Genomic DNA, 20,962 nt, shown 5'->3' on the forward strand with positions numbered 1-20,962 from the left:
AGCAGGCGAGCCCTTGACGGGGATTTGTTTTTTGGTACAATAGACAAACCTGAATAGTAAATTAATAGCGTTTTATGCCAACAAATGAAAATCAAAACGGCAGCAACGGCGTTGTCTACCGCACCTCACCCAAGGTGGCTTTTTCGATGGGGATCATGGCCGGTGTGACTCTGGCGTCTGTAACCGCCTTTGTCATGACCTATGCCTTATTGCAGTCTAATCTTGATGATTCTGGTTCAGCCAGGACTAATACAACCGGAACTGTTGCCGGCGTTGAAGATACCAATCCGAGTCCGACTGATGCTCCTGCAGCACCGACTGCACCGGTTGACATCACGGTGACTGATCAGGATCATGTTCGTGGCGATAAAAATGCCCCTGTTACCATCGTTGAATATTCAGATTTTGAGTGCCCATTCTGCGCGCGTCATTTGCCAACAGTTGAAAAAATCATGCAAGAATATGATGGTCAGGTTCGATTAATCTATCGTCATTTCCCCTTATCGTTCCATCCTCAAGCGCAAAAAGCCGCTGAGGCGTCTGAGTGCGCTTCTGAGCAGGGAAAATTCTGGGAGATGCATGATAAATTGTTTGCCATGAATGAAGCGGGCACCTTGAGCCTGGAGAACTTCAAGAAAGCAGCCGGCGAACTCGGCTTGAAGCAAGCCCAATTTGACAGCTGTCTCAATGATGGGAAATACGCCGATCGCGTCCAGTCCGATTTCAGTCAGGGATCTCAGTATGGCGTGAATGGTACACCAGCCACTTTTGTTAATGGTAAGCTGGTTTCCGGTGCCGTACCGTTTGAAAGTTTTAAAACAGTTATTGATCAGGCTTTAGCCGATTAATCGAGAAATACCCTATGGGGTGGCTTCATACGTGGCACCCTTCCCCAATAGCATTTTCTACCAGCTCACTATCCGTGAGCTGGTATGGTTTAGTGCTTGTTGCCGGGGTTGTAGTTGGATTATTACTTGTGCGGCGGCTGTGGCGGCGTGCGGGAATAGCTCTGGATCATCTGTATGGCATCGTCACCTGGTTGATTATCGGTGGGTTAATCGGCGGCAGGATCGGACACGTGATTGGCGAGTGGGATTACTACAGCGGGCACCTGTCGGAATTATTCTCTATCTGGCACGGCGGATTGGCGATTCAGGGGATCCTGATCGTTGGCTTGATCATATTGTGGGTGTATACGCGCCGCCAGCGCTTGAGCTTTTGGCAGGTCACTGATTTATTTGTGGTCGTGGTTCCGCTGGTGCAGGCGATCGGCCGCTGGGGGAATTATTTCAATCAAGAGTTATTTGGGAAGCCGGCCAGCGTCCCGTGGGCCATCCCCATTGATGCGGCGCACCGGCCGGTCGAGTACGCCTCGGTGGTGTATTTCCACCCTCTATTTCTCTACGAATCATTATTGATGCTGGAGTTATTCATCGTCCTATTTGTGTTATATCGTAAACAAGCGCTGCGTACGGGGGAATATACGTTGCTGTATTTCATGCTATTTCCCGTGGTTCGGTTCTCGCTGGATTTCCTGAGGATTGATATGTTGGCCGTCGGCCCATTATTATTGTCTCAGTGGATTAGCATTGCATTTATTATTGGTGCGGGATGGTTATGGTGGCACATTCGACAGCGTCAGACACCATCAGGGGCATCAGAAAGGTAATACTTGACCAATCGGGCCATATCCATTACAATGCCAACCACATCAGCTTTGTGGTTGGTGGATTCATTGACTTATCGCGGGGTGGAGAAGTAGAATCTCGCCGGGCTCATAATCCGGAGATCGCGGGTGCAATTCCCGCCCCCGCAACCAACTCGTTTTTGCTCTGGGCTTGGTCTCCGAATGTATTCGAAGACGGCGCTCACGGCAAAGAAGCCTCGTCTATTTATATTACGTGGCAGGGTAGCTCAGCTGGTTAGAGCGGAGGACTCATAAGCCTCAGGTCGTGGGTTCGATTCCCACCCCTGCTACCACGCCTTCTCGCAGGCTTTTCCTAATCCGTCAGGGATGGATGAGGGTTATTGAGTATGACACAATTACGCCCCGCGAAGCGAAGGGGAATAATTACTATGGTGCCGCTGGTCGTCCCGCACCACCTCGTTGCACTTCGGGTGCGGGATCTTCGAGAGTTTCACACTAGTATTGAAATGCCGAGAGGGACCCCGCATAAACCTCACTTCGTTCGGTTCTACGGGGCAAGGAATCTCACAATCTTTTTTTGGTGCCGCTGGTCGGAGTCGAACCGACATGGGATTGCTCCCACACGATTTTGAGTCGTGCGTGTCTGCCATTTCACCACAGCGGCGGAAATTTTGTTGTACTGACAAAAGTCGTTGAGTGAGACCCATTGTACGGAAAAATGCTGTTTATGTCAATGATTTTCTGGTATAATGAGAGCACTGATATGCCTAAAGTTATTGCAATTGTGAACCAAAAAGGCGGGGTGGGCAAGACCACGACCGCGGTAAATCTCGCAACCTACTTAGCCAAAGCAGGTAAGTTTGTATTATTGATTGATTTGGATCCTCAGGGCAACGCTTCGTCAGGCTTGGGTATCCCATTTCAGCAAGTCCAAGAGGGCATTTACCACCCTTTGGTTATGGGTATTTCGATAAAGCAGGTCATTAATCAGACCAGCGTGGATGGGCTGCACGTGGCACCAGCCAGTGCTGATTTAGCCGGTGCGCGGGTAGAATTGGTCTCGCTCGATCGCCGTGAGCATCGGCTCCATGAGGCGACGCTGGAAGTGCGGAATGAGTATGACTATATTATCATCGATAATCCGCCGTCATTATGCCTCTTGACCATCAATGGATTGGTCGCCGCTGATGAAGTGTTGATTCCCGTCCAGACTGAGTATTATGCGCTTGAGGGACTTGGTCAGCTACTCCAGACCGTACAATTGGTTCAGGAGCGGCTTCAGCCAAATTTGAAAATTTTAGGAGCGGTGATGACAATGTACGATGACCGTAATAAATTATCCGGTGATATCTTTCAAGAGTTGTATAAATATTTTCCCAACAAAATTTTTCGCACCGTGGTGCCGCGTAATGTGAAACTGGCCGAGGCGCCAAGTTTTGGGAAAAGTATTTATCACTATGATAAAAAGTCCCCTGGGGCAAAAGCCTATGAGCGATTAGCGAGAGAGATAATTGACCATCACGATTACGCGCCCCGCTAAGGGTGTTTATTAAATATCATTATGACCAGCACAACATTAGGACGAGGATTAAGTTCTCTCATACCGCCCATGCCGGGCCAGTCGGGCAGCGCGGGCGGTGAACAAGTACTGCAAATTCCCATTGATCAGATCAAGCCGAACCCGCAGCAGCCGCGCCATCAATTTGATCATGATGCGCTGGATGATTTGATCCAGTCGATTAAGACGCACGGCATCATTCAACCGTTAGTGGTTATTCGGGTGGGATCCGGGTATCAATTGATTGCCGGTGAACGCCGTTTGCGCGCCGCAAAAATGCTGGACAAACAAAAGGTACCGGCTGTCGTTCGCTCTGCTTCCGAACAACAACAATTAGAATTGGCGCTGGTGGAAAATGTACAACGCCAGAATCTTAACCCGATTGATAAAGCGATCGGCTATCAGCGGTTGATTGACGAATTTAGCATGACCCAGGAAGCCGTAGCCAAACAGGTGGGCCAGAGCCGTGCAGCGGTGGCTAACGCCGTTCGGTTGTTAGCGTTGCCTCAGCCGATGCGTGATGCGCTGGCCGATGGGCGATTGACGGAGGGGCACGCCAAGGTACTCCTGAGCGTCAAAACCGATACTGAGCGTGAGCGGATATTTCAGGACATTCTACAGAATAAATTGACTGTCCGCGGGGCGGAAACGCACGTTCGCACCACTACGGTGCATGGCCATACACGGCGCGCGCAAACCGACCCGAATTTGAAAGCGAGCGAAGAGGCGCTGGAGGAAAAATTGGGCACCAAGGTTCAGCTGAAGCGTACCGGTTCCAGTGGCACGATCACTATTCATTTTTATTCACGAGAAGAGCTTGATCAGATAATTCGCACGATTACCTCGTAACCATATGTGGTTCTCTCATTGGTTGCAGTCTATCCACGACTGGTTCCGACCGGAACCTCGTGAGATACGGTATGTCCGAGGCATCCTCTATGTATTGCTTGGGCTGACACCGATTATTTTCATTCCTGGCACGCCATCAATCGTTGAATTGCATAAGGCATTCGTCGTGGTCTGCCTGGCACTGGTAGCCGCCGGTATCTATGGCTGGAGCGTCCTACGTCACCATTTAGTGGTGGTAATGCCGCGAATCGTTCAGTGGTTATTGTTGGCTCTGGTTGGGTTTACCGTGTTGTCGTTTGTCCTGGCTCGAAGTCATGCTGTGGCGCTCACCGGCATCGGTGATATGTACCATAGTGGCGCAGTGCTCTGGTTAGCCTACGTACTGGTGGCGTATTGTTTGGTTTGTGTTCTTCATACGCCCAGACAGCTGTGGATTACGCTCGGTGCGCTCGTTGGAGGAACGTTCGTTGGGTTGCTTGTCGCCTCCCTGCAATCATTTGAAATATTTATTTTCCCCTGGGAAAGCACTCAGTATGCGTTATTTTCTCCGCTTGCTAATACTCGCGGCATTGTTTCATTATTGGCGGCGATCATCGCTCTGGGAGCCGGGGGTTTATCTAGTGCCGTTGCTCGGTCCTGGCGTCTAACGCTGGTAGGTATCAGTGGTGTGGCCGCATTGATTTGGTTTCGTCTGTATCAGCCTGAAACCGCGGTATTGCTGGGCGCGGGAGCGATCGCTGTCGGTATGGCTCGCGATTGGCACACCCGGCTTACCTGGAAATCAGCGCCGGTGATTCCGGCCATACTCGTTTTGGTAGCGCTGGGTGCAGGTTTGCTCTATCAGTCCGGCATGCTTACCTATGTCGATTCAGGTAGAGTGGCGCTCGAAACGCCGACCGCATTTGTTTTGGCCCGTGATCGATTGATCCAATCGCCCTTCTGGGGAGCGGGACCGAATAATTTCTATTTTGATTTTACGTTACATCGTCCCATAGCTTTTAATGACACGGCGGTTTGGACTGCGCGATTTGTAAAAACGACCACTGAGTGGCTTGGATTAGCGCATCAATATGGTTTGGGGATGGTATTCGTTTTCATTGGCATTATTGTCTATACCATACACCTCTCATGGCGTGAACGAATACATTCGTTTGCTGGGCATGTTGACTATGCTCGACGGCTGCCGTTGCTGGTGCTTGTTTTATGGTTGATGGTAACGGCATATGGGCTGTTTGCTAACGGTTCAGTACTGTATTGGGTATGGTGGTGGGTACTCTGGGCAGCCTGGTGGGTCAGTATGCGGATTGGCATCAATCATCAGCCGGTAAAGACTATTCATGTGCAATCAAGTAAACCATGGCTCGCCCCGCTTATCTTTGCTGTTGGTTCAGCAGTCGCACTCTTTGGGGTCTATGGCGCAGTGCGCGTGTGGACCGCAGATATGTATTTTGCGCGCGCCAACCATGAATTAGCGACGCAGGGATCGTTTGATGACATTACCGATTCTGTTAATCATGCGCTAAAGCTTAATCCCTCTAAACTCGCGTATTACCAGATGAAAGCCGCAGGCTACGCCGAGCGCGCTCAGACCACTGCTGCTCGTGATGGCGTGACCGAGGCGGTGCAGCACGATGTGCAGGTGGTGATGGATACGCTATCTCAGGGTCAGCGCCATTTGGCGCGCGATCCGGCATACTATGAAATGACGACGGGGATCTATGATTCTTTGCGCGGCATTGTTGGCAATGTCGACCAATTGTCAGAACGAGCCTTCAGTCGGGCAGTTGAGCTTGATCCGTATAATCCGCTGGTCAGGCTGAATATTGGCCGCGCTTTACTCTTGCATGCCCAGCGACTTATTGAGGTTGGTGAGCCGGTTGATTCAGTCAATCAATTAATTGATCAGGCAATAAGTGATTTTAATACCGCCAAATCATTGAAGCAGGACTTTGTTGCCCCAGAGTATAATATTGCCATTGCGTGTCAAATGCGTGGCGATAGCGCTGCTGCCCGCGCACATTTAGAGGAGGCGGTGGCGTCGCATCCGGATGATTATGATTTGCAATACGCGCTGGCCGGTCTGTATACAGACGCAGGGGATTACGATCGCGCATTAAGTCTGTATGATGGGATTATTGATGTCGTACCAAATCATACCGGCGTATTTTGGCAGCGTTCCATTATTTATGAGGCTCAGGATAACGTACCCGAGGCGATTAAGGAGATTGAAAAACTGTTAGCCATTGAACCGGATTACACGCCAGCTCAAGAGCGACTCGAGACGCTTCAGCAGGAAGAATAGCACGTAGCAAAAAGCCGCCGTACGTTATTTGTCGTCGGGTTATTGATTATTACTCGGCAGGGATATTCAGTTTGACGCGTAATTGTTTTATCATGTCTGCCACCATCGTCTCCAAGGTGAAGTGCGGTTGCCAACCCCAGTCGTGGCGTGCCAGGGAGTCATCGATTGAGCGTGGCCATGAGTCAGCGATGGCTTGGTGGAAGTCTGGCGCGTAGGTCACCGCAAAACCGGGAATATGTTTTTTAATTTCCGTGACCAGTTCAGCGGGTGTGAAACTAAAACCAGAAATATTATAACTCATATGGGTGGAGAGTGCCGCGGCATCAGCCTCCATCAGGTCAATCGTTCCTTTGATTGCGTCATCCATGTAGAGCATAGGCAGGGCGCTGTCGGCACGCAGAAAACAGCTAAACGGTTCTTTTTTAAGTGCAGCATAAAACATGGCAATTGAGTATTCCGTGGTGCCATCGGCTGGTGGAGCAGCATGGCTGATCAGGCCAGGGTACCGAACGCTGCGAACATCCACATTAAATTTTTTGTAATAATAGTTACACAGCAGTTCACCTGAAACTTTTGCTACGCCGTAGAGTGTACTCGGCTCCAGTATAGTTGATTGAGGTGTGTGGTCATGGGGGGTATTTGGGCCAAATGCCGCGATTGAGCTCGGCCAAAAGATGCGTTTAATTTTTAGTTCTCGAGCAAGATCCAAAATATTTTTGAGGCTCGAGAAATTGACTTCCCAGGCAAGGTCAGGATTTTTTTCACTGGCAGCTGAGAGCATACCGGCTAGGTGGTAGATGGTATCGATCTGGTGTTTTTGCAGAATAGCGCGTATGGCATCTTGGTTCGTTATATCAAGCGTTTCGGTGGCACAGGGAGAGGCAACCGCAGTGGTTTTGTGAATGGTGATCACAATATTTTCCGCACCATATTTATGAATCAGCGCCGGGAGAAGTGCGGAGCCGACTTGTCCGGCTGAACCAGTTATGAGGATTTTTGGCATAGAAAATATTTATTTAGATTTTCTTCGGCGGGATTTTTTTTCTTCGGCGAGGATTTCCAGAGCGCGGGGTAATTCAATACTGAAGACATCGTCTTTTTTCAGCGAGCGGAAATCACCATCGTGGACTATGTAGGGACCAAAGCGTCCTTTATTTGCCAATATTTCTTTTCCAGTGGTTGGGTGGGTACCGAGATTTCGTGGGAGGCTCAGATAGTGTAATGCGTCAGCTAACGTAACTGTTGTTAAATCTTTGTCCGCAGGAACACTAGCTCGCTTTGGTTTTGGATTTGCCTTCGTGCGTTCACCGATCTGGACATAGGGTCCGAATCTGCCGTCGAGCAAGTAAATTGGTTCATCGGTATCCGGGTGCTTCCCAATAATTTGCGGTCCTTTTAATTCATCTCCATTGATCAGGAGGGCGCCATCGCATTCAGGGAAGCGTGAACAGCTCAAGAATTTACCGTTTTTGCCCAATTTGATGATCATGGGTGATTTACATTTTGGACATTCGTGTTTGGCGTCAGCATTGCCCAAGTTGGTAATTTTTTCTATATTTTCTTTAGCCTCAACATCAGCATGGAATGGCGTGTAGAAGGTTTTAAGCGTTGATTCGTATTCTCGTTTTCCGTTAGCAATATCATCAAGCTCGTCTTCGAGTTCGGCAGTAAATGAGTCGCTAATATATTTGGCAAAATATTTTTCTAGAAATTCGCTAACTACTTCACCCGTGTCAGTTGGTTGGAGGCGGGAGCGGTCCTTCGTGATATAACCTCGGTCAAGAATAGTTTGAATGATTGATGCATATGTGCTCGGACGGCCGATTCCACGTTTCTCCAGCTCGCGAATCAAGCCAGCCTCGGAGTAACGGGCGGGCGGCTGCGTTTGTTTCTCAATATCTACTATTTTCTGCAGGGTAAGCGGATCTCCGGCTTGTGCTCGGGGCAGGTCTACATCTTCGCCGCGAGCTTCGGGGTCAGCCAGCAGCCAACCAGGGGTAAGGACGTGGGAGCCAGTAACCGCAAAATCGGGAATGGATTTACCAGTAACGGTAGCGCTGATTTTTGTTTTGAGAATTTTCGCGTCAATCATCTGTGAGGCGATCGTTCGCTGGCGAATCAGCGCGTATAGTCGTTTTTGGTCGTCAGCGCTTCCGGCTGACTTTTTTGCACTATTGGTTGGGCGAATAGCCTCGTGGGCTTCTTGCGCATTTTTCGATTGGGTTTTGTACTGCCGTTGGTTGAGATTTTCCGCGCCATATTCTTTGGTAATGACGCCAGCAATTTGCTGGAGCGCCTCGGCACTCAGCGTCGTACTGTCCGTACGCATGTACGTAATATGTCCCGCTTCATAGAGTTTTTGAGCGGCGCGCATCGTCCGTGATGGGGTGAAGCCAAGCCGACTACTGGCAGTTTGCTGAAGTGACGAAGTGATGAATGGTGCTTTGGGTGAGCGCTTGGCTTCAGTTGCTTTGACATCCGTGATTGACCATGGTCCTTGTTTACCCGCTGCAAGTATGCGATCAACTTCAGTGCGGTCGCGTGGCTCGGTGGCACAGGTGAGAGTCATGGCTTCTTTATTTTTAGTCACCATGTGCGCTTCAATCACCCAAAATGTTTCCGGGACAAACGCTCTGATTTCTCGTTCGCGCTCGACTAAGATGCGCAGCGCGGGGGATTGTACACGGCCAGCGGACAGTCCATATCTTACCTTTTTCCAGATCAGGCCGCTTAAGTCATATCCGACCAGGCGGTCAAGTACGCGACGCGCTTCTTGGGCGCGACGCAAGTTTTGATCGATTTCACGCGGGTGCGCCATGGCGTCATCAATGGCGGTTTTGGTAATTTCATGAAAGACAACTCGTTTGAGGGGTGGCAGCGTTCCAACATGCTCGGCAAGGGTGTCGGCAATATGCCAGGCAATTGCTTCTCCCTCTCGATCAGGATCGGTTGCCAGAATAATTTCTTCAGCTTTTTTAGCTAATTTTTGCAACTCTTCGACGACCTCCTTTTTTTTATCAGGAATTACATAGCGTGGGACAAAGCCGCCGGGAATATCAATGGCAGTTTTATTGCTCTTAGGCAAATCACGAATATGCCCGACACTGGCGGTGACGTGGTAGGGGGACTTAGTGCCAAGAAATTTTGTTACTGTTTTCGCTTTGGTGGGCGATTCGACAATCAGAAGTTTCATGCGATAGGTTGTCTAAATAAAAACCGTTCCCGGAGCTCGGGAGCTGGTGCTTAGATTAATGCGGTCCGATGAGACAATTGAAACATGAGGTTTTGTTTGTTCGGCCCATTATGTGCGGACGTAATGGGTGCTGCCGCTGCGACGAATCGTGCCATTCATTTCTAAATTCGTTAAGGCCGTATTCACCGCGCTGCTTGGTAGTCTACTCTGTTGAAAAATTTCGTCAATATCCACGGGGATGCTCCCAATCAGCTCGAGGAGCTGACGCTCGGCATCAGTCGTGGGGACGACTGATTTATTTTGGACTGTGTCGCTCTTCTTGTCAAGTTTGAGTAGCGCATATATATCATCTACGCGCTCTATCATCGCTGCACCATCTTTAAGTAAGTGATGTGGTCCTCGGGCATGGTCTGAGGTGATGGCACCTGGAACGGCCCCGACATCCCGGTTATAATCAACGGCTAATCGAGCAGTGATCAATGAACCCGAATCGGCCATACCCTCGATGACCACTGTGAGATGGGATAGCCCAGCGATGATGCGGTTTCGAATGGGAAAATGCTGTTTAAATGGCGGGGTGCCAACGGGGTATTCTGAGAGGAGGCATCCGCCATGCGCGATTATCGATTCGGCAAGCGCTGTATTGGTGCGGGGGTAGATGGTGTCGAGCCCACCAGCGAGCACGGCAATGGTCGTACCACCCATATCGAGCGTTGACTGATGAGCCAGAGTGTCTATTCCGAGCGCCAAGCCAGAAACGACGGTGATTCCTTGTGCCGCCAGCGGTTCAATTAGGAGTGGGGTGATATGTCTGCCGTACGGCGTGGTTTTTCGTGAGCCGACGACGGCGACAAGATGGTGGGTCCAGCGTGGCAGGCTGCCGCGGTAAAAGAGAAGCTGGGGCGCGTCGGGGATTTCTCGTAGGAGTGGGGGGTAGGCCTGATTTTTGATGGTGACGATATTGATCTGGTGATGCAACGTCAGTTGGTAGACTGCTTCAGGGTTAATTCGTTTTCGTTCGTCTAACAATTGTCCGAGTCGGTGTGGCGCCACGCCGGCTCGCAGTAATGCTTCGGCTGGTGCTCGCCAAGCAGCCTCTAGGTCAGGGAAATAATCAATCAGCCGTTTCAGCGTGCGGGCGCCGATGCTGCGGCAGTGTGAAAAACCCACCCAGAATATGATATCTTTTTGCACTGTGTCCATACAGAATAAGACCTTAGGTGGGGAAGGTCTCACTAGGGACTATACCACAGTATTTATTTTCGGCAAGTGACAGGTTTGAATGGCTATGCTAAGGTAGTACTACTGGAGGTAACTCATGCGTGAAATTGTTCTTGCGTTAGTGGGGATCCCCCTGCTGTCTCTCATCGGGCTGTGCTGTTTGGCTGTGCTATGGCCAATCGCCATACCATTTGGATTACTCTATATGGTTGCCTGGCGCAAAGCCCGTACCCCGATGGCGAAGTGCTGATCCCGAGTGGTCAGCACTTTATTTTTTTTCTTCCGGATGCTGGTAGAGGCGAATAACTTTTTTCAGTTCCTCAAGCCAGTGGTCACCGAGTTTGTCCAGGTCAATCTTCAGAGAGTCATCGGTAAATTGCCAATTAGGATTCCGCTGGAGCAGGCGGGCTAAGTTTTCTGGTTTCAAGGGGAAAAGGAATTTCAGGATGATCCGCCTTCGCCGCTGTCCATTTTCGTCAGTAATTTGCGTCGTATCTATGTGGGACAAGTCTGTCCGTTGCGCCATGATGCGTACTTCGAGTACCTCGAAAAGATTGAGTAATGGCTGGGGGATATGGCGTTGCTCTTCTTTAGTCCGGGCGCGGATAATAGCTTGTTTGAGCTCCGTCAGGTCCTCAATCGTAGTAACACCAGCCATTTTTTGGTAGAGGATAAGGCGCTCTTCTTCCCCGACAAATTCTTTCGGAATGTAGGCTTCCATGGGGAGATCCAGGACGATATCTCTGATTGTTTCTTGCACTTTGCCGTGCTTAAGCTCCTCAATGGCTTGAGCCAGTAACCGTGTATATAATGAAAGGCCGATGGCGGATACTTTGCCATGTTGCTCTTTGCCGAGGATATTCCCCGCGCCGCGGATCTCCAGGTCGCGTAGGGCTAATTGGAAACCGCTACCCAGCCGTTTTGCTGCCATCAGGGCTTGGAGTCGTTTTTTTGCGTTGCCAATTAGTTTTTTACGGTTATAAAAGAAATAAGCAAATGCTTGGCGGTCACCCCGGCCGATTCGACCACGCAGCTGGTAGAGCTGAGCTAAGCCAAAATTGGTTGAATTATCAACAATCATAGTATTCACATTTGGCAGATCTAATCCGTTTTCAATAATTGTTGAACAAACCAAAATATTCGTTTTCATGTTATCGAAATCCGCCATAGCTTTGGCCAGCTCTTTTTCTGGGAGGCGACCATGGGCAATGCCAATTCGGGCATTTGGAATTAATTTCTGGATATCCAAAGCAGCATGGGAAATCGTTTCCACTTTGTTATGCAGATAGTACACTTGTCCGTCTCGATCAAGCTCTTTTTTGATAACGGCTTGGATGGCGGTATCGCTGTAGGGTTCAATATGCGTTTCGATGGGCAGGCGACCCTCGGGTGGGGTTTCAATGACGCTGACATCTCGTACGCCGGACAGTGCAATATTAAGCGTGCGGGGAATAGGGGTGGCGGTTAAGGTTAAGACATGGGCCTGGGTACGCAGGGATTTGAGCCGCTCTTTTGCTTTCACGCCAAACCGCTGCTCCTCATCAATGATGATGAGGCCGAGCCGGCGGAACAGGACGTCGCTCGACAGTAGTCGGTGGGTGCCAATGACGATATCAATCGTGCCAGCCTTGAGGCCTTCGATGGTTTCTTTTTGCTCTTTATCCGTTTCAAACCGCGACAAAATGCCAAGCGAGATGGGGAATTTTTTCAGTCGTTTTTTAAATGTGTCATAGTGTTGCTGAGTCAGGATGGTAGTTGGGGAGAGCAGCGCCACCTGTGTTTTGTTCATGACGGCTTTCAACGCGGCCCGTACCGCCACTTCTGTCTTGCCAAATCCCACATCGCCGCAGATCAGGCGATCCATGGGCGTTTCGTGCTCGAGATCATTCTTGACTGCCTTGATGGCGGAGAGCTGATCCGGCGTTTCGCGATAGGGGAAGGAGGTGGCTAGTTCGTTATCTTCAGCCGTATCTTTGCCAAAAGGTTTGATTTTCGTCATTTCCCGCTTGGCGTAGATTTTCAGAAGTTCCTGCGCCAGCACCTTGGCTTCTTGTTTTACTTTGCGGGTCAACTGGTACCATTGGCCGCCGGAGAGTCGATGCAACTTCGGATTGGAGACGCCAATGTACTTTGAAATCTTGTCAGCACTCTCCACCGGGACGTATAGCTTGTCACGCTCGGAATATTCAAGGATAAAATATTCTTTTGTGATTCCTTCTACCACGTTTTGGGCCATGCCGGCGAATTGGCCAATGCCATGGTCTAGGTGCACCACAAAATCCCCTGGCTGTAATTCCATAATAAATGCTTGATCCACTCGTTTTCGCGGTGATTGTTCCTCGATGACGTCACCGAATATTTCTCGGTCAGTGAGAAGTAAAAATTTACTCGGTGCATTACTAAACCCGGAGAGCTCCCGTATCATTGGCCAGAGATGGATGGGCGCCGCTACTTTTTTTTCTTTGAATAATTTTTCCAGCTGGTGTGATTGCTGGGTAGCGATAGCGATGCGCCAATGTTGACCGGTAAATTTCTTGATATCTTCAGCCAGCTGTTCAAAACCCTTGTGGTACAGCGGGGCGTGTTCAAATGCGAGGGTACGGGCAGCGGTATCAAAATCTTTTACCACGATCCGGCTGTAGTGCTTAAATTCTTTTTCAATTGCCTCCCAATCATTAATTATTCCTGGTGGTTCAGTAATGTCGTTATAGAATAACACCGGGCGCTCCAGTGCAGACAAATATTGAGTGAAGCTGGCGCGGGTGTGGTGAGACTTAAATTTTCGCGCAATAATTTGAGCGTGTTCGACTGTTTCAGCCAGACGCTTGTCAACCGGATTGAACCACTGCATTTGCTCAATACCTGTAGCATTGAATTCAATGCGCAGTGGCCGATCTGTATTCATGGGGAATACATCCATGATGCCGCCGTGCCGAGCGAAGTATCCCGCTTCGCTGGCGTGAGTCGAAAAATCATACCCCATGCTGATCAACTGCTGTGACAGCGCCGCTGGTTGGGTCGATTGATTCTTCGTTAGATTGAGCAGATGGTCTTCAACCACGCTCACCGCAGGAAGTTTTGCTTCTAATTGTGCCAGGTCAGCCAGGACGACGTGGGGTTCGTGGGCGCTGAGTTGTGCCAGACGGGCAGGCGTCACCTGATCGAGCTGCCACAGCCGTCGATTGATTTTATACTGACGATGCCAGTACTCCAGCAGTCGCTGCGCCGACGGCAATTCCTCGGTGCTTAAGAGCCAGAAAATTACCCGATGTTGCAGCTCGGGATTACGGGTTAAAAAATATGATTGTGTAGTGAGATTAGGGAGTCCGCGAACGCCAATTTCAGACGGCGTAGCCAGCAGTCGGTTAACTGCCGTGAAAAGCGCTTCGGGATCACCCATCTCTGATCGGGGACCAGGCACGGGGGGTTATTTTTACCTGCTAATTTTTGGTGTTTTTGACTGAAAATGCTCCCGGGGCATCCGGGGCTTGACAGTGCAGTTTTTCTCTGCTAACGTGTATTATTACAGTTTTTTAAAAAAAGGCAAGTCCGAGCGCTGCATATCAGCTGTTCGTGGATATATTTCTGCCTACCAAGCGGCGAACGCAAGGCAACCCCTCCTAACGCTTTGTCAGTAACCCCAAGATAAGGTTATGTAGTTTATTCTATGTAATCTTACGCTTGGAGGCAGAAATATATTCGCGCTGTCACAGCCGCTCCCACATTTGTATGTTATGTGGGGGTTTTTGTTTTTAAGGCGAGTCCAGTGGCCACCGAGAGCTCAGGACCGCAGGCATCAAGGGCAGTTCGCATTTCGGGATTGAAATTGACATGTTGCCAGGTATTGCCGATGGTGCAGGGGAGTGAGAGATGTTCACTGAAGAATGAGGTGATGCCAGGGAGATGAGCAATTCCACCGGTGAGAATGATACTGCGCACGTTTGTTTGTTTGGCAGATAAAATTCGTTTTATCTCCTTGATCAAAAAAGATTCTACAATAAATTTGATAGAAGCGGGGGCGGTATTGGCAGTCGACGCATGGATCAGAGTGGTTTCACGTCGGATCGATGAGGCGCGATCGAGGCTAATATTGAGTGCATTGGCGATGTGTTCATCGATTGCACTGATACCAATGTTTAAGTTTCGGACGATCAGTGGCAGGTGATTGGCGAAGACAACAATGTTTGCATTATGCGCACCCATATCAATGACTAGATGTCCGTCTGGATCGGCTGGCAGGACGGATCGTTGCAGCGCATTAATTTCAGTTTCTAGTGCCACTAATCCTAGATCGGCAGCCTTGATAACGCGGACATACCGGTCAACTACCTCTCGAGCCGCAGCAGTGAGTACGACCGTGATAGTGCCGGCAGCTGAGGGTTCAGGCGAGACGACATGCCAATCAAGCGCCATCTTATCCAAAGGCAAGGGGATCATGCGTTTAGCTTCCCACTGTACGGCAGAGGCGAGTTCTTTTGCTGACATCGTGGGTATTTCGATCATGGTATGGAATACGTTGATCGCTGGAAGCGCGGCTACCACGCGATCAGTCGTTACCCGTGCAGCGCTTAAGAGCTGGCGGAGCGTGTTGACTGTTTCCTGGGCGTCAGCGTGGGAATCGCTGCGTACTGCCGCAGAATCATGAGCCGCTATGCCGTAGGTGACTAATCGATGCCCATTTGGTTGTGGTTCGAGCTCGACGAGCTTAATGGCGGACGAACCGAGCTCTAAGCCGATCACATTTTGGTTTTTTGGGGTAAAGAATGGCATAAGTTTATTATGAAATACTCAGCATAGATCGGACCAGTTGCTCATCGCTGGCGTATTCGAGTGCCGTGTCCACAGTAATTTCATTTGTTTTCGCCAGTTCGGCGAGGGACCAGTCGAGGGAAATCATTCCTTCGGCGCGTGAGGTTTGTATGACCGTTGGGAGTTGGTAGAATGATCCATCTTTGATATGGGCTTGGATAGGCGGAGTATTAAGCATCAGCTCGGCCACCGGTATGGTGCTCCCGCCGACGCGAGGGATAAGGCGCTGGCAAATAGTGCCCATTAAATTCGACGCAAGCCGCTCCCGCATGCGCGGCTGTTCACCGCCGGGGAAACGATTAATAATATGTTCAAGGGTTTTGACGGTGGTATTAGCTTCTACATTGGCAATCACCAGACGGCCTGAAGCAGCGATGGAAATGGCCGCGCTAATAACTTGGGGGGTAGCTAATTCGGAGAGCACCAGGATATCTACATCTTCTTGGGTTATGGTGCGGATAGCTCGTTCGAACGATACTGCATCCCGGCCGACTTCGCGCTGCTCTATGATGCTGCGCTGGCTCGAAAAGATGTATTCGATGGGACGCTCTACCGTTAAAATATAGGCCGATCGCGTGGTATTAAAATGTTGAATCAGCGAGGCGGCGGTGGTTGTTTTCCCTGAACCAAATGAACCAGAAATAATAAGCAACCCGTGGGTAGCTTGTGCGAATTGATCGATGGCCGTCGGAAGCCCCAATTTTTCTAAAGGGATCAGCTCATTGCCAATCAGTCGTAAATAGGCGGCTAATACCCCCCGCTGATAAAAAATATTAATCCGGTAGCGCGTTTGGCGATTGAGCTGGTAGGCGAGGATTATTTCCCGCTCTTCATCGAGTATTTTTTCCTGCTCATTATCGAGCACCACCTCGACAAACGTTTCCATGAAATCCTTGGTAATGATCGGTTCGTCAGGGAGGGGTACCAGCTCATTATGCAGGCGCATGGTTGGGGGCGTACCTACGGACAGATGAACGTCGGCAGCGCGTTTGGCGGCAATGGTCGTCAGAATGCGATCAATGGCGAGTTTTGTTTGGGTATCCATAATTAGTTGAAATGATTGGCGGCATGCTCCGGCGAATGGGCGCAGGCATCAGTCACAGCGGCAACGGTTCGTTTGATAAAGGCGGGTAATAATTTTTTTTCTGCTGCGGAAAACCGCTCGAGGACGAAGGCCTCGGTATCAAATGGGTGTTCGGGCCGGATTCCCATACGGAACCGTACGCAAGCGCGGGAGTGTATAGCCGTCAGGACTGAATCGACGCCGCGATGTCCGGCGGCTGATCGACCTCGGCTGATACGGAGTGTGCCAAATGAGAGATCGATATCATCATGAATGATCCAGATGCGTTCTGGTGTGAGATTGTAGAATGCCGCAATCTGTTGTACCGCAAGGCCGGACCGATTCATGAAGGTCGTTGGTTTGACGAGCAGCACATTTTTATCGGCCAGGGTAATCGTTGCCAGGGCGGCAGAAAATTTTGTCTGGAGGCGGGTTTGCGCCAGTGCGTCGATGACCTGCCAGCCGAGATTGTGCCGGGTAGCGGTATAGGTGCGGCCAGGATTGCCCAGGCCGACGAGGCAATACTCAAACATGCTTTTTGTGGAGGTTAATACGAACTTCGGTTCCAGCATAATCGTACCGCTTCCGGAGTTCTTTTTCCAGATAATTACAATAGGCTGGGTTGATCAGTTCGGCATGCTTGGCAAACAGGGTGAAGCGGGGCGGCCGGATGCCGGTTTGCTCCAGGCGGAGGAAGGTGGCTGATTTGGTCCCTTTGCTCGGCAGGGCTTTTTTGGGCGGATTCTGGGTAATGAGCTGATGCAGCTCTGCTTCGGTCATTCGGCGCTGGCGCATCTCGGCGATGGCAATCGTTTGCTGAAGTAATACATGAAGCCGTTGTTTGTCCACGGCTGAGGTAAAGATGAGCGGTGCCCAGCCGAGGGCGGGGAAATACCGTTGGTAGCGCGCGCGGTGTTCGCGGATGGCACGCGGACTTTTGTCTTTCACCCGGTCCCACTTATTTGCCACCAAGACTATGCCGTTACCAGCCCGGCGCGCGTGTTCGGCAATAATTTGATCTTGAACGCTGAGCGGTTCGCTCACATCGGTTACTACCCAAGAAATATCAGAGTGCTGAATCATCCATTTGGTTTTATCAGCGCTGTGTTGCTCCAGTTTATCCGTTTGTTTGCGATCTCGACGGAGCCCAGCTGTGTCAACCAGGACAATGGTTTTATCTTTAAACGTGAGCGTGGTGTCGTTCGGTTCGCGAGTGGTATGGGGAATAGGGGTGACGATGACGCGTTCTTCGCCGAGGATAGCGTTAAACAGCGATGATTTACCAACATTGGTTTTCCCAATAATTGAGACAGTAATATCCGTCGTGGGTGCCTGATAATTTCGAGCTGGAATATGGTGGACGATGACATCGAGCAGATCACCGGTTCCGACGCCGCTGACCCCCGAGACGAGATGGGGTTGGCCGAGGCCAAGATTTTGGAAATTAGGCGCCACCCGGCGGCGTTTCGCCGGGCCGTCAACTTTGGTGACGGCAAGCACGGTTGGTTTTTTCAATCGGCGTACTGATCGGGCGATCAGTCGGTCTTCGCTCCGCACTGGCAGAGTGCCGTCGCCGACGAAGACGATTAAATCAGCTCGCTCAACGGCGCGGTACGCATGCCGCTGTACTTCTTTTTCGATCGGTCCTTGGATCGCCGCATCCAAGCCGCCGGTATCAATTAATACAAAATCGCTCCCGCGCCAGGAGATGTGGGTACGGTGTAGGTCGCGCGTGGTTCCAGGGATATCAGAAACCAGCACCGCGCTCTGCTCAGCTAATTTATTGTAGAGCGTTGACTTTCCTGCATTCATGCGTCCGACGAGTACTACCTCGGGCAACCGGCGAGCCATAACGTTTGTAGGGTATTCTATTAGTTACTTGCTGTACTCAAGAGAGCCGGGTCGAGACGGTCATTGCCAATGATGATGAGAATATCTATATCTTCGGCTACCGTGGCGGGAATTGCTTTTTGATTTGAATTTATCAGAGCGGGGATAGCTGGTGCCAAGCGGGCATTGAGTAGAGTTTTCAGGGCAGCTAAGGTATATGGCTTCGTGCCGCCGGTATAATCATAAATCGTGGTTTGGGTGACCGCTGTATCAGTTTCCGCATTAGCCACTTTGACTACATTATACAGCTGCGTCGTGAGTAATTCGGCGGTATCGGTGGCCAGTCCTTCCTGGGTCGTACCATTTTGTACTTCGATACGTGCGTCTTCTTTTACGATGGCGCTTGTATCAAAGACGTTGGCAATACGGGCATTGATTTCAGTAAAGTCTCCAGAGACCGGTCGGAGAATATAGGCTCCATCCAGCGTATGGTCAGATACGAGATATCCTTCAGGGCTGGTATCGAGGGTAACCGAAACAATATTTTCTTTCTGGATTGGTTCAAGCATTTTTGCCAGCTGGGCGATTTCCCAAATTTCCATGTTGGTTTGGTTGTGTTGTCCCAGACTGTCGAGCGCCGAGACTATGCTGGCGGGGTTTACCAATGAATTGACGGAAAAGAATTTATTTTTTAGCGCTAAGAGCACCTTTTGTTGCCGTTGTGATCGGGCAAAATCAGATCCTTCTCCATTATTGCCGTGGCGGGAGCGGACATATTGCAGCGCGCGTTCGCCATCCATTTCCTCGATTCCTTTGGTAAACGTGATCGTTTGATATCCATAGTTATAGTCTGGGTATTCGTAATCGGTAAAGCTTTGTGCGACATCTATTTCGATTCCACCCAGCTCATCAATGGCTTTGCGAAAGCCTTCGAAATCAATTCGGGCTGTGTAATGGATTGGCAATTCAAATGTTTCTGAGACGACGCGAGCTAACAGTGCTTCGCCACCGCCGGGGTAGTCGGACTGAACGCCAAAGGCTAATGCATTATTAATTTTGCGAAAGCCATAATCAGGGATTTCGACATACAAGTCGCGAGGAATTGAAACGGTTGCCATTTCATTGGTAGACGGTTTGTAGCTGATGAGAATAATGGTGTCAGCCAGGTATGATCCCTGGTGCCCCTCACCGCCAATGCCAGCCAGGAGGATATTGATCCGGTCAGCCGACTCACCTTTCAATTGGGGTTCGGGATTGTCGATGAGGTGCTTGATTTGATCAATAAAACCAATTTTTTCGCCGGTGGTTGAATTAGTGCTGTTTACGGCCAGGACAATCTTTGTGATAAAACCCAAACCGATCAATATAATAACCAGCGCTAATGCCAAACTGGACCACAACAGGAGGTGCGATCGTGATTTGGCAGGACGCGATTTCTTATCATTTCCCGGCGTCCCAGATGGTTGGTATATCGTGGGATCAAAACGCGGCCGCTTCGGGGTAGAGGATGGTGATTGTGGCTGCAAGAGGTCAGGCATAGTGGGCTTATTATAATAAAATCCACCCGGGGCGTAAAGGGTCTGGATACACATTTTTTAATACGCGTGCTACACTGAAAGCCATTCTATGGCACGCCACTGCATAATCCTTCCTACCTATAATGAAAAAGAAAACATTACGGGAATTGTCCGTGAAATTTTGGCATTGGCCATTCCTGAACTGTGCGTTTTGGTCGTAGATGATAATTCGCCTGATGGGACTGGTCAGATCGCTGATGAGTTAGCGCGGCACGACCAGCGGATTTCCGTGCTGCATCGTGACGCGAAAGAAGGATTAGGGAAAGCCTATACCGCAGGCTTTCGTTGGGCCCTGCGTGATCCGCAGATTGAGCACGTCTTTGAGATGGATGCAGATTTTTCACATCAGCCGAAGTATATTCCGAATTTCTTGGAAGCAATTCAATCAGCTGACTTGGTGCTTGGGTCTCGGTATATCCCGGGTGGCGGGGTGGCTAACTGGAATTGGTCGCGCAGGATGATTAGCACCACTGCCAATATGATTATCCGACGCCTTTTGGGTATGGCAGTACATGATTTAACGGGTGGCTTCAAATGTTTTCGCCGGACGGTACTGGAACGGTTGGATTTAGACGCAGTTGCCTCACGGGGGTACAATTTTCAGATAGAGGTTACCTACCGGGCGGGTCAAGCCGGTTTTCGCATTCAAGAAATTCCCATCACGTTCATCGAGCGCCGGGCTGGTACATCAAAATTCAGTCCGGGGATCATGCTGGAGAGCTTTTGGCAGGTATTACGCCTCAGATTTGGCGGAAAATAATTGGCAAGTGAGAGGTGTTTCACCCCCATAGAACATGGCTGGCCATGATACCATGGCAATCTTCGGTATGGTTATTGTTTTTTACTCATCTGCACTAGACAGATATATGATTTTTTGATATACTAGTCGTGGCACCTTTGTTAAGTGAATGA

General features: G+C 50.1%; 15 protein-coding genes and 3 tRNA genes. 8 read left to right on the forward strand and 10 right to left on the reverse strand.

Translation table 11 applies throughout. The features are described from left to right. Nucleotides 1-74 precede the first annotated feature (74 nt). The 4 genes from HZC01_03315 to HZC01_03330 all read left to right on the forward strand — a co-directional run bounded on the left by HZC01_03315 (nucleotide 75) and on the right by HZC01_03330 (nucleotide 1,980). Nucleotides 75-848, forward strand: coding sequence for a DsbA family protein (locus HZC01_03315; GenBank protein MBI5037704.1), 774 nt, complete (start codon nucleotides 75-77; stop codon nucleotides 846-848). Nucleotides 849-862: 14 nt separating this feature from the next. Then, complete coding sequence (lgt, locus tag HZC01_03320; protein ID MBI5037705.1) at nucleotides 863-1,669, forward strand: prolipoprotein diacylglyceryl transferase; 807 nt, start codon at nucleotides 863-865, stop codon at nucleotides 1,667-1,669. A 75-nt stretch (nucleotides 1,670-1,744) separates the two neighbouring features. Next, nucleotides 1,745-1,819, forward strand: a tRNA-Met gene (locus HZC01_03325). Between the two features lie 84 nt (nucleotides 1,820-1,903). Continuing rightward, nucleotides 1,904-1,980, forward strand: a tRNA-Met gene (locus tag HZC01_03330). A gap of 246 nt (nucleotides 1,981-2,226) precedes the next feature. On the opposite strand, the gene HZC01_03335 is transcribed toward HZC01_03330, so the two are convergent. Further along, a tRNA-Leu gene (locus HZC01_03335) sits at nucleotides 2,227-2,312 on the reverse strand. 99 nt (nucleotides 2,313-2,411) lie between these two features. Between HZC01_03335 and HZC01_03340 the strand changes: the two genes are divergently transcribed. The 3 genes from HZC01_03340 to HZC01_03350 are packed head-to-tail and all read left to right on the forward strand — an operon-like array spanning nucleotide 2,412 to nucleotide 6,357. Beyond that, a complete protein-coding gene (locus tag HZC01_03340; GenBank protein ID MBI5037706.1) occupies nucleotides 2,412-3,188 on the forward strand; it encodes a ParA family protein in 777 nt (258 codons plus the stop codon). A 21-nt stretch (nucleotides 3,189-3,209) separates the two neighbouring features. Next, nucleotides 3,210-4,055 carry a ParB/RepB/Spo0J family partition protein gene (locus tag HZC01_03345; protein MBI5037707.1) on the forward strand — a complete coding sequence of 282 codons (846 nt, stop codon included), beginning with the start codon at nucleotides 3,210-3,212 and terminating at the stop codon, nucleotides 4,053-4,055. 4 nt (nucleotides 4,056-4,059) lie between these two features. Continuing rightward, on the forward strand, nucleotides 4,060-6,357 hold the full coding sequence (locus tag HZC01_03350; protein MBI5037708.1) for a tetratricopeptide repeat protein: 2,298 nt from the start codon (nucleotides 4,060-4,062) through the stop codon (nucleotides 6,355-6,357). Nucleotides 6,358-6,406: 49 nt separating this feature from the next. On the opposite strand, the gene HZC01_03355 is transcribed toward HZC01_03350, so the two are convergent. The 9 genes from HZC01_03355 to HZC01_03395 all read right to left on the reverse strand — a co-directional run bounded on the left by HZC01_03355 (nucleotide 6,407) and on the right by HZC01_03395 (nucleotide 20,011). Further along, nucleotides 6,407-7,360 carry an NAD-dependent epimerase/dehydratase family protein gene (locus tag HZC01_03355; GenBank protein MBI5037709.1) on the reverse strand — a complete coding sequence of 318 codons (954 nt, stop codon included), beginning with the start codon at nucleotides 7,358-7,360 and terminating at the stop codon, nucleotides 6,407-6,409. A 9-nt stretch (nucleotides 7,361-7,369) separates the two neighbouring features. Then, the gene (topA, locus tag HZC01_03360; protein ID MBI5037710.1) at nucleotides 7,370-9,550 is read right to left on the reverse strand and encodes a type I DNA topoisomerase; all 2,181 of its coding nucleotides are present in this window, start codon (nucleotides 9,548-9,550) and stop codon (nucleotides 7,370-7,372) included. 108 nt (nucleotides 9,551-9,658) lie between these two features. After that, a complete protein-coding gene (gene dprA / locus HZC01_03365; protein ID MBI5037711.1) occupies nucleotides 9,659-10,753 on the reverse strand; it encodes a DNA-protecting protein DprA in 1,095 nt (364 codons plus the stop codon). Between the two features lie 286 nt (nucleotides 10,754-11,039). After that, nucleotides 11,040-14,192: a transcription-repair coupling factor gene (mfd, locus tag HZC01_03370; protein MBI5037712.1), complete on the reverse strand. Its 3,153-nt coding sequence runs from the start codon at nucleotides 14,190-14,192 to the stop codon at nucleotides 11,040-11,042. Between the two features lie 311 nt (nucleotides 14,193-14,503). Next, on the reverse strand, nucleotides 14,504-15,541 hold the full coding sequence (pilM, locus tag HZC01_03375) for a type IV pilus assembly protein PilM (GenBank protein MBI5037713.1): 1,038 nt from the start codon (nucleotides 15,539-15,541) through the stop codon (nucleotides 14,504-14,506). Between the two features lie 7 nt (nucleotides 15,542-15,548). Beyond that, entirely contained in the window at nucleotides 15,549-16,625 is a 1,077-nt protein-coding gene (gene tadA / locus HZC01_03380) for a Flp pilus assembly complex ATPase component TadA (GenBank protein MBI5037714.1), read from the reverse strand. Nucleotides 16,626-16,627: 2 nt separating this feature from the next. After that, nucleotides 16,628-17,176, reverse strand: a complete 549-nt coding sequence (locus tag HZC01_03385) for an aminoacyl-tRNA hydrolase (GenBank protein MBI5037715.1) — start codon at nucleotides 17,174-17,176, stop codon at nucleotides 16,628-16,630. Then, nucleotides 17,169-18,494 (reverse strand): ribosome biogenesis GTPase Der, encoded by a 1,326-nt coding sequence (gene der / locus HZC01_03390; GenBank protein MBI5037716.1) that lies wholly within the window; start codon nucleotides 18,492-18,494, stop codon nucleotides 17,169-17,171. The genes HZC01_03385 and der overlap by 8 nt, the downstream gene beginning before the upstream one ends. A 20-nt stretch (nucleotides 18,495-18,514) precedes the next feature. Continuing rightward, entirely contained in the window at nucleotides 18,515-20,011 is a 1,497-nt protein-coding gene (locus HZC01_03395) for an LCP family protein (GenBank protein ID MBI5037717.1), read from the reverse strand. An 88-nt stretch (nucleotides 20,012-20,099) separates the two neighbouring features. Between HZC01_03395 and HZC01_03400 the strand changes: the two genes are divergently transcribed. Continuing rightward, the gene (locus HZC01_03400; GenBank protein ID MBI5037718.1) at nucleotides 20,100-20,810 is read left to right on the forward strand and encodes a polyprenol monophosphomannose synthase; all 711 of its coding nucleotides are present in this window, start codon (nucleotides 20,100-20,102) and stop codon (nucleotides 20,808-20,810) included. Nucleotides 20,811-20,962 lie beyond the last annotated feature (152 nt).

The sequence above is a fragment of the Candidatus Kerfeldbacteria bacterium genome (genome assembly GCA_016214565.1).
Classification (GTDB): Bacteria; Patescibacteriota; Patescibacteriia; order UBA10025; family JAHIVO01; genus JAXDBW01.

What these genes read in the sequence shown, in the direction of transcription:
- HZC01_03315 (MBI5037704.1), top strand. Translation starts at nt 75, where the DNA reads ATGCCAACAAATGAAAATCAAAACGGCAGCAACGGCGTTGTCTACCGC.
- lgt (MBI5037705.1), top strand. Translation starts at nt 863, where the DNA reads ATGGGGTGGCTTCATACGTGGCACCCTTCCCCAATAGCATTTTCTACC.
- HZC01_03340 (MBI5037706.1), top strand. Translation starts at nt 2,412, where the DNA reads ATGCCTAAAGTTATTGCAATTGTGAACCAAAAAGGCGGGGTGGGCAAG.
- HZC01_03345 (MBI5037707.1), top strand. Translation starts at nt 3,210, where the DNA reads ATGACCAGCACAACATTAGGACGAGGATTAAGTTCTCTCATACCGCCC.
- HZC01_03350 (MBI5037708.1), top strand. Translation starts at nt 4,060, where the DNA reads ATGTGGTTCTCTCATTGGTTGCAGTCTATCCACGACTGGTTCCGACCG.
- HZC01_03355 (MBI5037709.1), bottom strand. Translation starts at nt 7,360, where the DNA reads ATGCCAAAAATCCTCATAACTGGTTCAGCCGGACAAGTCGGCTCCGCA.
- topA (MBI5037710.1), bottom strand. Translation starts at nt 9,550, where the DNA reads ATGAAACTTCTGATTGTCGAATCGCCCACCAAAGCGAAAACAGTAACA.
- dprA (MBI5037711.1), bottom strand. Translation starts at nt 10,753, where the DNA reads ATGGACACAGTGCAAAAAGATATCATATTCTGGGTGGGTTTTTCACAC.
- pilM (MBI5037713.1), bottom strand. Translation starts at nt 15,541, where the DNA reads ATGCCATTCTTTACCCCAAAAAACCAAAATGTGATCGGCTTAGAGCTC.
- tadA (MBI5037714.1), bottom strand. Translation starts at nt 16,625, where the DNA reads ATGGATACCCAAACAAAACTCGCCATTGATCGCATTCTGACGACCATT.
- HZC01_03385 (MBI5037715.1), bottom strand. Translation starts at nt 17,176, where the DNA reads ATGTTTGAGTATTGCCTCGTCGGCCTGGGCAATCCTGGCCGCACCTAT.
- der (MBI5037716.1), bottom strand. Translation starts at nt 18,494, where the DNA reads ATGGCTCGCCGGTTGCCCGAGGTAGTACTCGTCGGACGCATGAATGCA.
- HZC01_03395 (MBI5037717.1), bottom strand. Translation starts at nt 20,011, where the DNA reads ATGCCTGACCTCTTGCAGCCACAATCACCATCCTCTACCCCGAAGCGG.
- HZC01_03400 (MBI5037718.1), top strand. Translation starts at nt 20,100, where the DNA reads ATGGCACGCCACTGCATAATCCTTCCTACCTATAATGAAAAAGAAAAC.